The sequence below is a fragment of the Vreelandella neptunia genome (assembly GCF_034479615.1).
Taxonomy (GTDB): Bacteria; Pseudomonadota; Gammaproteobacteria; order Pseudomonadales; family Halomonadaceae; genus Vreelandella; species Vreelandella neptunia.
In genome coordinates, this window is record NZ_CP140255.1 from 4,651,505 (window position 1) to 4,664,367 (window position 12,863).

Annotated in this window: 12 protein-coding genes; all 12 read right to left on the bottom strand. The window is 56.2% G+C overall.

The annotated features are described in order from the left end of the window. Window positions 1-2 precede the first annotated feature (2 nt). On the bottom strand, window positions 3-1,061 hold the full coding sequence (locus SR894_RS21495; protein WP_223288381.1) for a branched-chain amino acid ABC transporter permease: 1,059 nt from the start codon (window positions 1,059-1,061) through the stop codon (window positions 3-5). 12 nt (window positions 1,062-1,073) lie between these two features. Then, window positions 1,074-1,934 (bottom strand): branched-chain amino acid ABC transporter permease, encoded by an 861-nt coding sequence (locus tag SR894_RS21500; protein WP_022521206.1) that lies wholly within the window; start codon window positions 1,932-1,934, stop codon window positions 1,074-1,076. Window positions 1,935-1,999: 65 nt separating this feature from the next. Continuing rightward, entirely contained in the window at window positions 2,000-3,172 is a 1,173-nt protein-coding gene (locus SR894_RS21505; protein WP_022521205.1) for an ABC transporter substrate-binding protein, read from the bottom strand. A gap of 99 nt (window positions 3,173-3,271) precedes the next feature. Continuing rightward, complete coding sequence (gene benB / locus SR894_RS21510) at window positions 3,272-3,760, bottom strand: benzoate 1,2-dioxygenase small subunit (RefSeq protein ID WP_138799547.1); 489 nt, start codon at window positions 3,758-3,760, stop codon at window positions 3,272-3,274. A gap of 33 nt (window positions 3,761-3,793) precedes the next feature. Continuing rightward, window positions 3,794-5,161, bottom strand: a complete 1,368-nt coding sequence (locus SR894_RS21515) for a Rieske 2Fe-2S domain-containing protein (RefSeq protein ID WP_223288376.1) — start codon at window positions 5,159-5,161, stop codon at window positions 3,794-3,796. Between the two features lie 89 nt (window positions 5,162-5,250). Beyond that, the gene (gene catA, locus SR894_RS21520) at window positions 5,251-6,222 is read right to left on the bottom strand and encodes a catechol 1,2-dioxygenase (protein ID WP_223288380.1); all 972 of its coding nucleotides are present in this window, start codon (window positions 6,220-6,222) and stop codon (window positions 5,251-5,253) included. Window positions 6,223-6,748: 526 nt separating this feature from the next. Then, window positions 6,749-7,993: a benzoate/H(+) symporter BenE family transporter gene (locus SR894_RS21525; RefSeq protein ID WP_223288379.1), complete on the bottom strand. Its 1,245-nt coding sequence runs from the start codon at window positions 7,991-7,993 to the stop codon at window positions 6,749-6,751. A gap of 72 nt (window positions 7,994-8,065) precedes the next feature. Next, window positions 8,066-8,866, bottom strand: coding sequence for a benzoate diol dehydrogenase BenD (benD, locus tag SR894_RS21530; RefSeq protein WP_223288378.1), 801 nt, complete (start codon window positions 8,864-8,866; stop codon window positions 8,066-8,068). Next, window positions 8,863-9,888: a benzoate 1,2-dioxygenase electron transfer component BenC gene (benC, locus tag SR894_RS21535; protein WP_223288377.1), complete on the bottom strand. Its 1,026-nt coding sequence runs from the start codon at window positions 9,886-9,888 to the stop codon at window positions 8,863-8,865. Before benC ends, benD begins: the two co-directional genes overlap by 4 nt. A gap of 24 nt (window positions 9,889-9,912) precedes the next feature. Next, a complete protein-coding gene (benB, locus tag SR894_RS21540) occupies window positions 9,913-10,401 on the bottom strand; it encodes a benzoate 1,2-dioxygenase small subunit (RefSeq protein ID WP_138799547.1) in 489 nt (162 codons plus the stop codon). Window positions 10,402-10,434: 33 nt separating this feature from the next. Further along, window positions 10,435-11,802 carry a Rieske 2Fe-2S domain-containing protein gene (locus SR894_RS21545; RefSeq protein WP_223288376.1) on the bottom strand — a complete coding sequence of 456 codons (1,368 nt, stop codon included), beginning with the start codon at window positions 11,800-11,802 and terminating at the stop codon, window positions 10,435-10,437. A gap of 89 nt (window positions 11,803-11,891) precedes the next feature. After that, entirely contained in the window at window positions 11,892-12,863 is a 972-nt protein-coding gene (gene catA, locus SR894_RS21550) for a catechol 1,2-dioxygenase (protein ID WP_138799548.1), read from the bottom strand.

Consider the following 12,863-nt stretch of genomic DNA (forward strand, 5'->3'; position numbering starts at 1 on the left):
GCTTAGCCCTCCTTATTGTGGGTAATGGGTTGAACGGAGGGAGACAATTTGGGATTTTCGACGGTTTTAGTCGTCGTTTGAGGCTTGCTTTTCCAGGGCGGCGCTACAATCAAGCCCGCAATCCCGCGAGGAAGCACCAGTACGGCAACGATAATGGTCAGCCCCATGAGTATCGGCCAGTGCGTCGTGGCATGCTCGTAAACATAGAGCAAAATTTCGTAGGCGAAAGCGCCTAAAATGGGGCCAAAGATGGTGCCCATGCCGCCTAAAATCAGCATCATCAGCACTTCGCCAGAGGTGTGCCAGCCCAGCTGAGCCGGATTAGCGAAGCCGTACTGCATCGCCGCTAACATGCCAGCAATCGCTGCCATAACCCCAGCGATAACAAAGGCAACCAGTTTATAGCCGCTGGTGGCATAGCCTAAGGCCTGCATTCGGTGCTCGTTGTCATGAATACCGTCGAGCACTTGACCAAAGTAGGAGCGAGTGAGCCAGCGTAGAAAGAAGTAGCCGAGAAGCAGCATCCCTAAACAGAAGTAAAAGAAGCTGTAAGGGTTATCAAGATCTACCAGCGTACGCTCCCCTAATGCCAAACTCGGTCGGAACATAATAAAAACACCATCGGTTCCTCCCGCAAACTGGGATGTACTAATGAAGTAGTAAAGCATCTGGCCAAATGCCAGCGTTGTCATGATGAAGAAGATGCCTTTAGTGCGGATCACCAGCACACCGACGATTAACGCGACACAGGCTGAGACGCCCATAACAAGTGGCAGCATCCACCACATTGACGCTGGACTAAAATCAGGGCTGGCTAACGCTAGAGTGTAGGCCCCCAAACCGAAGAAGAGCGCATGCCCCAGACTGACTAAGCCCACAATGCCTACCAGCAGATCCAGACTCATGGCAAACAGGGCCAGAATCAGCATCAGGGTCAGTTTCTCCAACATGAAGTTGGCCTGATTACCGAATACCGCTTCTCCCCAGAGAGGAAAAGCAGCCACCAACGCCGTTAATACCAGCATGATGAACGCAACGCGCTTGGGATATCTATGTAACATTTCTTACTCTCCTCACGCGAAAAGACCGCGCGGTTTCACCAGCAATACCGCCGCCATAATCAGGTAGATCACCATGCTGGCAAGGCTAGGGATGAGTACCGCCCCAAAAGTGGTGGCCATGCCAATAATGATGGCGCCCCAAAAGGCTCCTTTAATGGAACCAATACCGCCGATGACGACGACGACAAAGCAAGTGATGAGAATGCTATCGCCCATGCCTGGCGCGATAGAGGTGAGCGGTGCGGCGATCATTCCCGCAAAGGCAGTGAGCGCAACACCCACGCTGAAAATCAGCGTAAACAGGGTACGGACATTGATTCCCAGCCCTTCAACCATGTCGCGATTAACCGCGCCGGCGCGGATGATGATGCCCAGCCGCGTATGCCGCATCACCCAATAGATCACCCCAGCCAATGCCAGGCAGACGCCCATCACAAAGAGGCGGTACACCGAGTACTGCAAGTTATCAGTCAACTGAATACTGGCATCGAACGGTGCAGGCACCGCAACACGATGCACATCGCCCCCCCAAATAATCCGCTGTGCTTCGTTGAGCACTAAAATCAGACCGAAGGTTAGCAATACTTGATATAGGTGATCGCGCTTGTAGAGCGTATCCAGAAACAGCCGCTCAATAATAAGTCCCAATGCAATAGCGATAGGAATAGCCACCAGAATAGCCAGCCAAAAATTACCCAAGCGCAGGGTAAGGTCGTAAACCAAATAGGCACCAATCATATACATAGCGCCGTGGGCCAGATTGATGATGCCCATGATGCCGAAAATCAACGTCAAACCGCTGGCAATCAAAAAAAGCAGCAAGCCGTACTGCAGACCGTTAAGGAGCTGTACGCTGAAAAATGCGAGATCCATAAGATCCCTCCGAGAATCTGAGTGAGGGGCGAGCCATGCCCGCCCCAGAATGCATACCGATGTGGTTACATCTGACAGGCATCATCGGGTACTTCTAGATTCTCATAAGCCATACGTAAGACTTCGTGCTTACCGTCGCGAATCTCGCGTAGATAAACATTTTGAATGGGGTGGTGGGAGTCTGAGAAGCTCAAGGGCCCCCGTGGACTCGCCAAATGGACGTTGGCCAATACCTCAATCAAGCGCTCCTGATTTGAGGTATCGCCACCCAGTACTGAAAGCGCCTGAACCAGCATCATGCCTGTGTCATACCCCTGTACCGCGTAGGTATCCGGCAGTTCACCGTAGGCATTTTCGTAGGCTGAAACGAAGGCCTGGTTGGCATCATTTTCGAGGGTTTCGGCGTAGTGCAGCGTGGTCATAACGCCTTCTCCGGCATCGCCCAGGGCCTCTAAATTACCCTCAGTAAGGAAGCCAGAACCATAAAGAGGGATCGACTCTTTGAGCCCTGCTGCAGCGTAATCGGTAACGAAGCTAACACCGCCGCCGCCAGCAAAGAAGGTATAGACAGCATCCGGCTCAAGACTGGCAATTTGCGTCAAATAACTCTGAAACTCAGTACTGGGAAACGGAACTAAAATCTGCTCGATAATCTCACCGCCCTCAGCGGTAAACGCCTCCTCGAAACCGGCCAGATCCTCTTTGCCGCCCGCGTAGTCCCAGGTAATAGTGACAATCTTACGATGACCTTGCTCATAGGCCACTTTGCCCATGGGGTAGCTGTCTTGCCACATACTGAAGGAAGTGCGGAAGACGTTAGGCATGCACAGCTCATTAGTAGCGGCACCCAGCCCCGCGTTGGGAATGATCGTAATCGCACCCGTCTGCTTAGCCACGCGCAGCATGCCCATGGCAACGCCGGAGTGTACGGGCCCAATGACGAAGTCAACACCGTCTCCATTAACTAGACGACTCATGTTCTGAGGTGCTTTGGAAGGGTCAGCCTCTGAATCAAGCTCAACGTACTCCACATCACGACCGCCTAGCTGACCGCCTTCTTGTTCAATGGCAAGCTTTAGGCCGTTAGTAATGGCTTCTCCAAGTGCCGTATAGGTACCTGAGTAAGGGAGCATCAAACCGAGCTTCACCGGATCTTCATTGGCGATGGCACTGCCTGCTGACAGCATGGCAGTAGCGCTTAGAAGCGTGGCAAGAGAGGTCTTTTTAAATGTTTTCATTATATTTTCACCAGGGTTGAGTTGTTGTTGGTGGTTCTTGGGTGGTTATTAGCAAGGTGTGTACCGCAGTATGTGACGTCCCTGTCTTATCTCTATCGATTACACGTGATACACGTCGATAACCTGATGGATATAGTCGTTATTCAGCTGCACGACTTTTCTTGTGATCAGCGGGCTCTCACCCGACACGTCCAGGGTATAAAACGACGTGCCGAAGAAGCTGTCGGTCTTCTTGTAGCGGTGGTTGAGCGTGTGCCAGTTGAACCGCAGCTCTACCGTGTCGCCCTCTTGCGACAGGATCTCCAGGTTGGTTACCTGGTGGGTGGTGCGCGGCTCCGGTGTACTCGCCCCGCTGCGCTCGGTCTTGATCCGGTAGACCCGATCCTCTAACCCTTCACGGTTGGGGTAGTAGATCAGCGAGATTTCGCTGTGGGGGTCTCGGGTGAGCTGGTCGTCGTCGTCCCAGGCGGGCATCCAGAACTCGGCGTCTTTGCGGTACAGCGTGAGCCACTCGTCCCACTCCCGGTCGTCCAGCAGCCGTGCTTCGCGGTACAAAAAAGCTTGGATGTCGTGATAGCTAATGCTCATGGCACTTCTCTCCTCTCTTCTGGCGCTGGGCGCTTAGGCGGATGCGGTGGCGATAAATTGGCTGCGCTCTTTGTCGATGGCACGCAGCATTTCGCTGACCCAGTGCTGGTGGTGCAGCACGTAGAGCCCTTCGTCTTCCGGGGAGGCGCCGCTGAGCAGGGGCTTCATGTCGATCGCTTGGGCCGTTTCATCGGCGCCTTCGATCCACTGTTGGGCCCCGCGGGAGAGGTCGTTCCATTCGGCCAGCGCGCCGTTGTAGCCTTCTTGGCAGGCGCGGAACTCTTCGAGGTCGTCGGGGGTGCCCATGCCGGAGACGTTGAAGAAGTCTTCGTATTGACGGATACGCACACGCCGGTCTTCGGCGGCTTCACCTTTGGGCGCGAAGCAGTAGATGGTGACTTCGGTTTTGTCCACGGCGATGGGACGGATCACGCGGATTTGCGTGGAGAACTGATCCATCAGGTAGACGTTGGGGTAGAGGCAGAGGTTGCGGGTCTGGTTGACGATGGAGTCAGCGCGGGCTTCGCCCAGCTGCTCCTGGATCCGCTCTTTGTGCTGATAGACCGGGCGCACTTCCGGGTTAAGCAGCCGGGTCCACAGCATCATGTGACCGTTTTCGTAGGAGTAGAAGCCGCCTTTGCTCTTCGACCAGCCGTCGGCGTCCACTGCCTTGGTGCCGCCCGCGTCGTAGTTGCGGCGCTCCATGGTGGAGGCGTAGTTCCAGTGTACGGAGCTGACGTGGTAGCCATCGGCGCCGTTTTCGGCCTGCAGCTTCCAGTTGCCGGTGTAGGTGTAGGAGGAGGTGCCACGCAGGATCTCCAGGCCTTCCGGGGCTTGGTCGACGATGTTGTCGATGATCTTGGTGGTTTCGCCCAGGTGTTGTTCGAGCGGTTGAACATCATCGCTCAGGCTGCCAAACAGGAAGCCTTTGTAGTTTTCAAAGCGCGGTAGGCGCTTGAGGTTGTGGGAACCATCCTGTTTGAATTGCTCAGGGTAGGCGCCGTTCTTCTCGTTCTTGGCTTTGAGCAGTTGGCCGTCGTTTTTGAACGTCCAGCCGTGGAACGGGCAGGTGAAGGTGCCTTTGTTGCCGCGCTTGCGGCGGCATAGGGTGGCACCACGGTGGGCGCAGGCGTTAATCAGGCCGTGCAGTTCGCCCTGCTTGTCGCGGGTGATAATCACTGGCTGGCGGCCCATGGTGACGGTCATGTAGTCACCGGGTTCCGCGACCTGGCTCTCGTGGGCCAGGAACAGCCAGTTGCCTTCGAAGATGTGCTTTAGCTCAAGTTCAAAGAAGTCAGGATCGGTGAACATGCTGCGGTGGCAGCGGAAGATGCCGTTATCGGGCTCATCTTGGACAGCGCCGCGCACGCGGGCTTCGAGCTGATCAAGCTGCGTCGTCATGATCTCTCTCCTCGTATTGATGATGTCGCGCTGTTATGTCTTGCGAAGGCGGGCCAAGGGGAAGGCCCGCATTGCTCAAGGCATGAGGGTTATACCTTGGCGGTACCGGCGAGCTGGCTGGCCAGATCCTGGTCGTCTTCTTTAGCCCGCGGGCGGGCGTGACGTACCTGCAGTTCGGCGGCGTCGGTTTGGGCCAGCTCCACATCGAACACCACGTGGGAGAAGGGGCCGTCCAGGTCGCGCTTGGCGATCTCGGCCGGGTCGTCAATACGCTCGGCGGGAACCACCAGCTCTTCCCGTGTAGCAAAGGCGAAGTCGTCATAGGTGTAGGGGTCGCCCGCCAGGTTGATCTGTGTGGTCAGGTGCTGATGGCCCGGTGCGGAGACGAAGTAGTGGATATGCGCCGGGCGCTCGCCGTGACGACCCAGGGACTTGAGCACCACATCGGTGGGGGCGCCTTCGGGTACGCCGTAGCCGGAGGGGATAATGCTGCGCGCGGTGTAGCGGCCGTCGCTGTCCGCGTAGATCGTGCGGCGCAGGTTGTACTCAGATTGTGAGGGGTCAAAGAACGAGTAGCCGCCCTGGGAGTTGGCGTGCCAGATCTCGACCTTCGCACCGGCAATCGGGGTGCCATTCACATCGCGCACCTGGCCGGTCAGCCACATGGTCTCGCCCTCGGTCGTGTCATCGTCCATGCGCGCGAAGCCTTCCGCCTCGGGGGCACCGGCCACGTATAGGGGGCCTTCGATGGTGCGTGGGGTGCCGCCGGTGCGCTTGGCTTCGGCATCGATAGCGTCCTGACGCATATCGAGGAAGTGGTCAAAGCCCAGCCCTGGGGACAACAGGCCGAACTGGGTCTGGCTACCCAGGGCATTGAGCAGGTTAACCGCCGCCCAGTACTCTTCCTCGGTGACATCGAAGTCATCGATCAGCTTGAACAGATCACCCACCAGGCGATGAACGATCTGCTTGGCGCGGTCATTGCCGCCTGACTGATCAACGCCAGCAACGGCATTTAGGAAATCTTGAACCTCGGGCGTGTCGAATATTTTTACGGTCATGGTGAAACCCTATCGTTGGTTTTATTGTTGTCTTGGAGCCCGGCGATAGCGGTAGTACCTGCTGAAGAGTAAATACGCCTATCAAGGGCCTAAAGACGACAGTTGTTGTTATGTTCGTCACTAATATCGATCATGCTGCGACTTCCAGACCAATATCGTTTGAGTTCCTTCCCATACTTCATAGGTATCTCAGCGAGAGGGGATTTTGAATATTTGTTTCCTAAGCGGAGCCAGTAAAAAAAGCTAACCTTCTATTTTAAAAGTAAAATCGCCAAACATTAATACTAAGCCTGCTAATAATACCCAGCCAGACTCATCATTAACTTAACCTTTAAACCAATATCGTGGTTTTTGCGTGACATAATATTCAGTTGACCTGCTCCAAAGGAGGAACAATTAATTTCAACTTGCGACAAAAGGATAAAGGGACAGTTAAACGTAAAATGGGACAAAAAAGACCCGCACTGCAAAAGCAGACACGGGTCAAGGAGGATAACCACTATGAAGTTGCAGGAGTTGTGTGAGATCAACCGCTCTTTTTGGCTACCTCGCGGGTGAATATGAACTCGAAATCCCTGGTTTCGAAGATGGCCGAAACAATCACGCCCAAAACTAACGCCCAAAACGTGGCGCCGATGCCGAGAATCTGAATTCCCGACGCGGCAATTAGAAAGGCAAACAGTGCACCTATTTCATGCTTCTTGCCTGAAAAGGCGATAGCCATCGAGGAGGTGATGACCCGCATCAGTGCCAGCCCAGCGATAATGGCAATAAAGTAGCGCGGCGTAGCCTCAAGTAGGCTGACCACATAGCCGTAGAAAGGCGCGGCAACCACAAAGATAGCCCCGGCAATCACCGCCGCCACCCAACGTTTGTCATGAGTTCCAGCTTCTGGTGAGGCACAGACGCCGGTCATGGGGGCGGCAATACAGGTACTGTGCAGATTGAAAAAAGCAGACACCATGGTTCCGAAACCGCCCACCGCAGTGATTCCATTAGCGGGCACTTCTTTGTAACCCATTCCCTTCACTAGGCCGACACCCGCGGGGGTCTCCATGCCCACCAGGATAATCGCAAGCGGTAAACCATAGGTTAGAAAGGCGCCTAACGTGAATTCGGGAATGATGAACTCGGGAAAACGGATCGTCGCCTCGATACCGGACAAGTCAACCCCGGTTGCCATCAAGTACACAATGCCCGCCAGCATCGCCACAACCAGAGGCGGCACCTTACGTAAGAGGCGTGCAGAGAAGAAAAAAGCCAGGATCATGATAGAGGCTGGCACGATAGCGCTCTCCAACGGCTTAACCATGTTGAGGCCAAAGCTAAGTAGCATACCGCCCACCATGCCCATCACTATCGGCATCGGTATCAAACGCATAACGATACCCATCACTCCGGTCACGCCAGCAACTAGCGTAATAGCCCCCGCAATCAAGCTGGCGCCTAATGCAGCCTCTAGGCCGATTACAGGGATGACCGCTGCAAACATTAATGCACCGGGGATAGAGTTAGCCATTGGCAACGGCAAACGGTAATAGGCCGGCATGAAGAGTCCAAACAGGCCATTGATCATCAAGTAGCTGATCACCCAGATCATGATGAAGGAGGAATCCAGACCCGCAGACGTGCCAGCGCTGATGTGAACGACCCCAACGCTGAGCCCTAAAATTCCCGCCACTAGCCCAGTACTGGCGTTGTCGGCATTGAGGTCGCGCAGGAAATCGCGGGGCGCATGCCTTAGGCTGACGCCTTTCTCAATATGTTTCACGGTCTACTCCAGGGGATTATTGTGCTTAGAGTGATTGCTAGTTTTTATCTAGAATTGCCTTTTCCACTATTGCTAACCAAGGTCACCGCCCGCTACGGGCAATACACTACCGGTGATATAACTGGCCTCGTCGGAAGCAAGGAATAGAATTGGCGCAACCATTTCATCCAATGTTCCATAGCGGCTCATCAAGCAGCTCTGCTTAGTCTGATCGATATGTGCTTGAAACCACGCCTTCTCAGTCTCGTTACTGGGCGTTGGCGTTCCACGCGAAATACGCCGTGGCGGGGCTTCGGTGCCACCGGGTGCCGTGGCTACGACACGAATACCGTGCTCGGCATACTCAAACGCCAGCGACGCAGTCATCGCATTGATACCGCCCTTTGCTGCCGAGTAGGGGATACGGTGAATACCCCGCGTTGCCGCTGAAGAGACATTGACGATGACACCGCTGCCCTGCTCAACCATGGTTGGCAGCGCCGCACGACAGCACCAAAGTGTAGGCATTAGAGAACGATTGATCTCTGCGGCGATCTGCGCCTCGCTAAACTCGGTAAAAGGCTTGAAGTTAATTGCGCCGCCAACGTTATTAACCAGAATATCGATGCGACCAAAGTGAGAGAGCGTCGCCTCCATGACTTGCTCGGCGCCTTCCCATTTTTCTAGGTCGGCTTGTACCGCAATCACTTCGCAGCCCTGCTTGCTTAGCTCAGCAACGATCTCGTGGATATCATCAGCGCGATCTACCAATACCAAGCGCGCACCTTCAACGGCGGCGCGCTCAGCAACCCGCTGCCCAATTCCTTGAGCAGCACCCGTGACCACCATTACTCGATCTTGAAAACGTGGGCCGTCAAAACGTTGATTGCTCATGCGCTCTCCCCCACTTGATTAGGTGTGAATTTCTCATAGTGGAAGCTCAGGGGCTCGATTCCTTCAGCGTCGAAGTACTTCAGCACGGCGTCTACCATCGGGGGCGGACCACACAGGTAAACGTCCACATCGCCGTCATGCATTACCTCGGCGTCCATGTGGTGCGTCACGTAACCTTTACGCGAATGCTCGCTAGCCTCGTCGACCACCACGGTGGCGTAGGTGAAGCTGGGAATTTTTTCTACGAAGGCATCTAACGCATCGGTTTTGACTAGGTGGTCATCTTTATTGACGCCGTAAATCATATGAATCGGTGCATCACAGCCCTTTTCGACCAATTGCGCTAACATGGAGAGAAACGGAGCCAGACCCGTGCCGCCAGCAAGCATAAGCACCGGGCGCTTCACTTCTCGCAGGTAGAAGCTGCCCAGCGGGCCGGTCAGCGTAAGCTTTTCGCCCACAGCAGCGCGCTCGGTTAAATAGCCGCTCATTACCCCGTTGGGGATGTTGCGAATTAAGAAGGTGGCGCGCTTATCCCCCGGCAATGAGCTGAAAGAGTAGGAGCGGTGCACCTCAGTACCGGGCACATCAATATGAATGTACTGCCCTGGCAAAAAGGCGAGGCCTTCGGCATCATCCAAATCAACGACGAGCTCAATACTATCTTCGGAAAGTTGCTCAACTGCTGCTACCGTGCTCTCAACCTTGCCCACCTGTGTTTTACACAGCGTGGATGCCACTGGCACTTGAATAACACAATCCGAAGAAGGCACCATCTGACACGTGAGCACCTGGCCTTCCGCGGCTTCCTCATCGGAAAGCGCATCTTCCAGGTACTCGTCACCCATATCGAATTCGCCCTGTTCGCAGTGACCTTTGCAGGTGCCACATACGCCGTCAGAGCAGTCCATCGGTAGGTTTACTTTCTGCCGGTAAGCAGCGTCGAGAACAGTCTCCCCCTCTTTACAGCCAATAAAGCGGGTCACGCCGTCCTCAAAGTTAAGGGCAATGGTATAACTCATGGTTAACTCTCCTCTCTCCTCAGGTCACACGTGATACACGTCGATAACCTGATGGATATAGTCGTTATTCAGCTGCACGACTTTTCTTGTGATCAGCGGGCTCTCACCCGACACGTCCAGGGTATAAAACGACGTGCCGAAGAAGCTGTCGGTCTTCTTGTAGCGGTGGTTGAGCGTGTGCCAGTTGAACCGCAGCTCTACCGTGTCGCCCTCTTGCGACAGGATCTCCAGGTTGGTTACCTGGTGGGTGGTGCGCGGCTCCGGTGTACTCGCCCCGCTGCGCTCGGTCTTGATCCGGTAGACCCGATCCTCTAACCCTTCACGGTTGGGGTAGTAGATCAGCGAGATTTCGCTGTGGGGGTCTCGGGTGAGCTGGTCGTCGTCGTCCCAGGCGGGCATCCAGAACTCGGCGTCTTTGCGGTACAGCGTGAGCCACTCGTCCCACTCCCGGTCGTCCAGCAGCCGTGCTTCGCGGTACAAAAAAGCTTGGATGTCGTGATAGCTAATGCTCATGGCACTTCTCTCCTCTCTTCTGGCGCTGGGCGCTTAGGCGGATGCGGTGGCGATAAATTGGCTGCGCTCTTTGTCGATGGCACGCAGCATTTCGCTGACCCAGTGCTGGTGGTGCAGCACGTAGAGCCCTTCGTCTTCCGGGGAGGCGCCGCTGAGCAGGGGCTTCATGTCGATCGCTTGGGCCGTTTCATCGGCGCCTTCGATCCACTGTTGGGCCCCGCGGGAGAGGTCGTTCCATTCGGCCAGCGCGCCGTTGTAGCCTTCTTGGCAGGCGCGGAACTCTTCGAGGTCGTCGGGGGTGCCCATGCCGGAGACGTTGAAGAAGTCTTCGTATTGACGGATACGCACACGCCGGTCTTCGGCGGCTTCACCTTTGGGCGCGAAGCAGTAGATGGTGACTTCGGTTTTGTCCACGGCGATGGGACGGATCACGCGGATTTGCGTGGAGAACTGATCCATCAGGTAGACGTTGGGGTAGAGGCAGAGGTTGCGGGTCTGGTTGACGATGGAGTCAGCGCGGGCTTCGCCCAGCTGCTCCTGGATCCGCTCTTTGTGCTGATAGACCGGGCGCACTTCCGGGTTAAGCAGCCGGGTCCACAGCATCATGTGACCGTTTTCGTAGGAGTAGAAGCCGCCTTTGCTCTTCGACCAGCCGTCGGCGTCCACTGCCTTGGTGCCGCCCGCGTCGTAGTTGCGGCGCTCCATGGTGGAGGCGTAGTTCCAGTGTACGGAGCTGACGTGGTAGCCATCGGCGCCGTTTTCGGCCTGCAGCTTCCAGTTGCCGGTGTAGGTGTAGGAGGAGGTGCCACGCAGGATCTCCAGGCCTTCCGGGGCTTGGTCGACGATGTTGTCGATGATCTTGGTGGTTTCGCCCAGGTGTTGTTCGAGCGGTTGAACATCATCGCTCAGGCTGCCAAACAGGAAGCCTTTGTAGTTTTCAAAGCGCGGTAGGCGCTTGAGGTTGTGGGAACCATCCTGTTTGAATTGCTCAGGGTAGGCGCCGTTCTTCTCGTTCTTGGCTTTGAGCAGTTGGCCGTCGTTTTTGAACGTCCAGCCGTGGAACGGGCAGGTGAAGGTGCCTTTGTTGCCGCGCTTGCGGCGGCATAGGGTGGCACCACGGTGGGCGCAGGCGTTAATCAGGCCGTGCAGTTCGCCCTGCTTGTCGCGGGTGATAATCACTGGCTGGCGGCCCATGGTGACGGTCATGTAGTCACCGGGTTCCGCGACCTGGCTCTCGTGGGCCAGGAACAGCCAGTTGCCTTCGAAGATGTGCTTTAGCTCAAGTTCAAAGAAGTCAGGATCGGTGAACATGCTGCGGTGGCAGCGGAAGATGCCGTTATCGGGCTCATCTTGGACAGCGCCGCGCACGCGGGCTTCGAGCTGATCAAGCTGCGTCGTCATGATCTCTCTCCTCGTATTGATGATGTCGCGCTGTTATGTCTTGCGAAGGCGGGCCAAGGGGAAGGCCCGCATTGCTCAAGGCATGAGGGTTATACCTTGGCGGTACCGGCGAGCTGGCTGGCCAGATCCTGGTCGTCTTCTTTAGCCCGCGGGCGGGCGTGACGTACCTGCAGTTCGGCGGCGTCGGTTTGGGCCAGCTCCACATCGAACACCACGTGGGAGAAGGGGCCGTCCAGGTCGCGCTTGGCGATCTCGGCCGGGTCGTCAATACGCTCGGCGGGAACCACCAGCTCTTCCCGTGTAGCAAAGGCGAAGTCGTCATAGGTGTAGGGGTCGCCCGCCAGGTTGATCTGTGTGGTCAGGTGCTGATGGCCCGGTGCGGAGACGAAGTAGTGGATATGCGCCGGGCGCTCGCCGTGACGACCCAGGGACTTGAGCACCACATCGGTGGGGGCGCCTTCGGGTACGCCGTAGCCGGAGGGGATAATGCTGCGCGCGGTGTAGCGGCCGTCGCTGTCCGCGTAGATCGTGCGGCGCAGGTTGTACTCAGATTGTGAGGGGTCAAAGAACGAGTAGCCGCCCTGGGAGTTGGCGTGCCAGATCTCGACCTTCGCACCGGCAATCGGGGTGCCATTCACATCGCGCACCTGGCCGGTCAGCCACATGGTCTCGCCCTCGGTCGTGTCATCGTCCATGCGCGCGAAGCCTTCCGCCTCGGGGGCACCGGCCACGTATAGGGGGCCTTCGATGGTGCGTGGGGTGCCGCCGGTGCGCTTGGCTTCGGCATCGATAGCGTCCTGACGCATATCGAGGAAGTGGTCAAAGCCCAGCCCTGGGGACAACAGGCCGAACTGGGTCTGGCTACCCAGGGCATTGAGCAGGTTAACCGCCGCCCAGTACTCTTCCTCGGTGACATCGAAGTCATCGATCAGCTTGAACAGATCACCAACCAGGCGATGAACGATCTGCTTGGCGCGGTCGTGGCCGCCTGACTGATCAACGCCAGCAACGGCATTTAGGAAATCTTGAACCTCGGGCGTGTCGAATATCTTCACGGTCAT

What these genes read in the sequence shown, in the direction of transcription:
- SR894_RS21495 (WP_223288381.1), bottom strand. Translation starts at nt 1,061, where the DNA reads ATGTTACATAGATATCCCAAGCGCGTTGCGTTCATCATGCTGGTATTA.
- SR894_RS21500 (WP_022521206.1), bottom strand. Translation starts at nt 1,934, where the DNA reads ATGGATCTCGCATTTTTCAGCGTACAGCTCCTTAACGGTCTGCAGTAC.
- SR894_RS21505 (WP_022521205.1), bottom strand. Translation starts at nt 3,172, where the DNA reads ATGAAAACATTTAAAAAGACCTCTCTTGCCACGCTTCTAAGCGCTACT.
- benB (WP_138799547.1), bottom strand. Translation starts at nt 3,760, where the DNA reads ATGAGCATTAGCTATCACGACATCCAAGCTTTTTTGTACCGCGAAGCA.
- SR894_RS21515 (WP_223288376.1), bottom strand. Translation starts at nt 5,161, where the DNA reads ATGACGACGCAGCTTGATCAGCTCGAAGCCCGCGTGCGCGGCGCTGTC.
- catA (WP_223288380.1), bottom strand. Translation starts at nt 6,222, where the DNA reads ATGACCGTAAAAATATTCGACACGCCCGAGGTTCAAGATTTCCTAAAT.
- benD (WP_223288378.1), bottom strand. Translation starts at nt 8,866, where the DNA reads ATGAGCAATCAACGTTTTGACGGCCCACGTTTTCAAGATCGAGTAATG.
- benC (WP_223288377.1), bottom strand. Translation starts at nt 9,888, where the DNA reads ATGAGTTATACCATTGCCCTTAACTTTGAGGACGGCGTGACCCGCTTT.
- benB (WP_138799547.1), bottom strand. Translation starts at nt 10,401, where the DNA reads ATGAGCATTAGCTATCACGACATCCAAGCTTTTTTGTACCGCGAAGCA.
- SR894_RS21545 (WP_223288376.1), bottom strand. Translation starts at nt 11,802, where the DNA reads ATGACGACGCAGCTTGATCAGCTCGAAGCCCGCGTGCGCGGCGCTGTC.
- catA (WP_138799548.1), bottom strand. Translation starts at nt 12,863, where the DNA reads ATGACCGTGAAGATATTCGACACGCCCGAGGTTCAAGATTTCCTAAAT.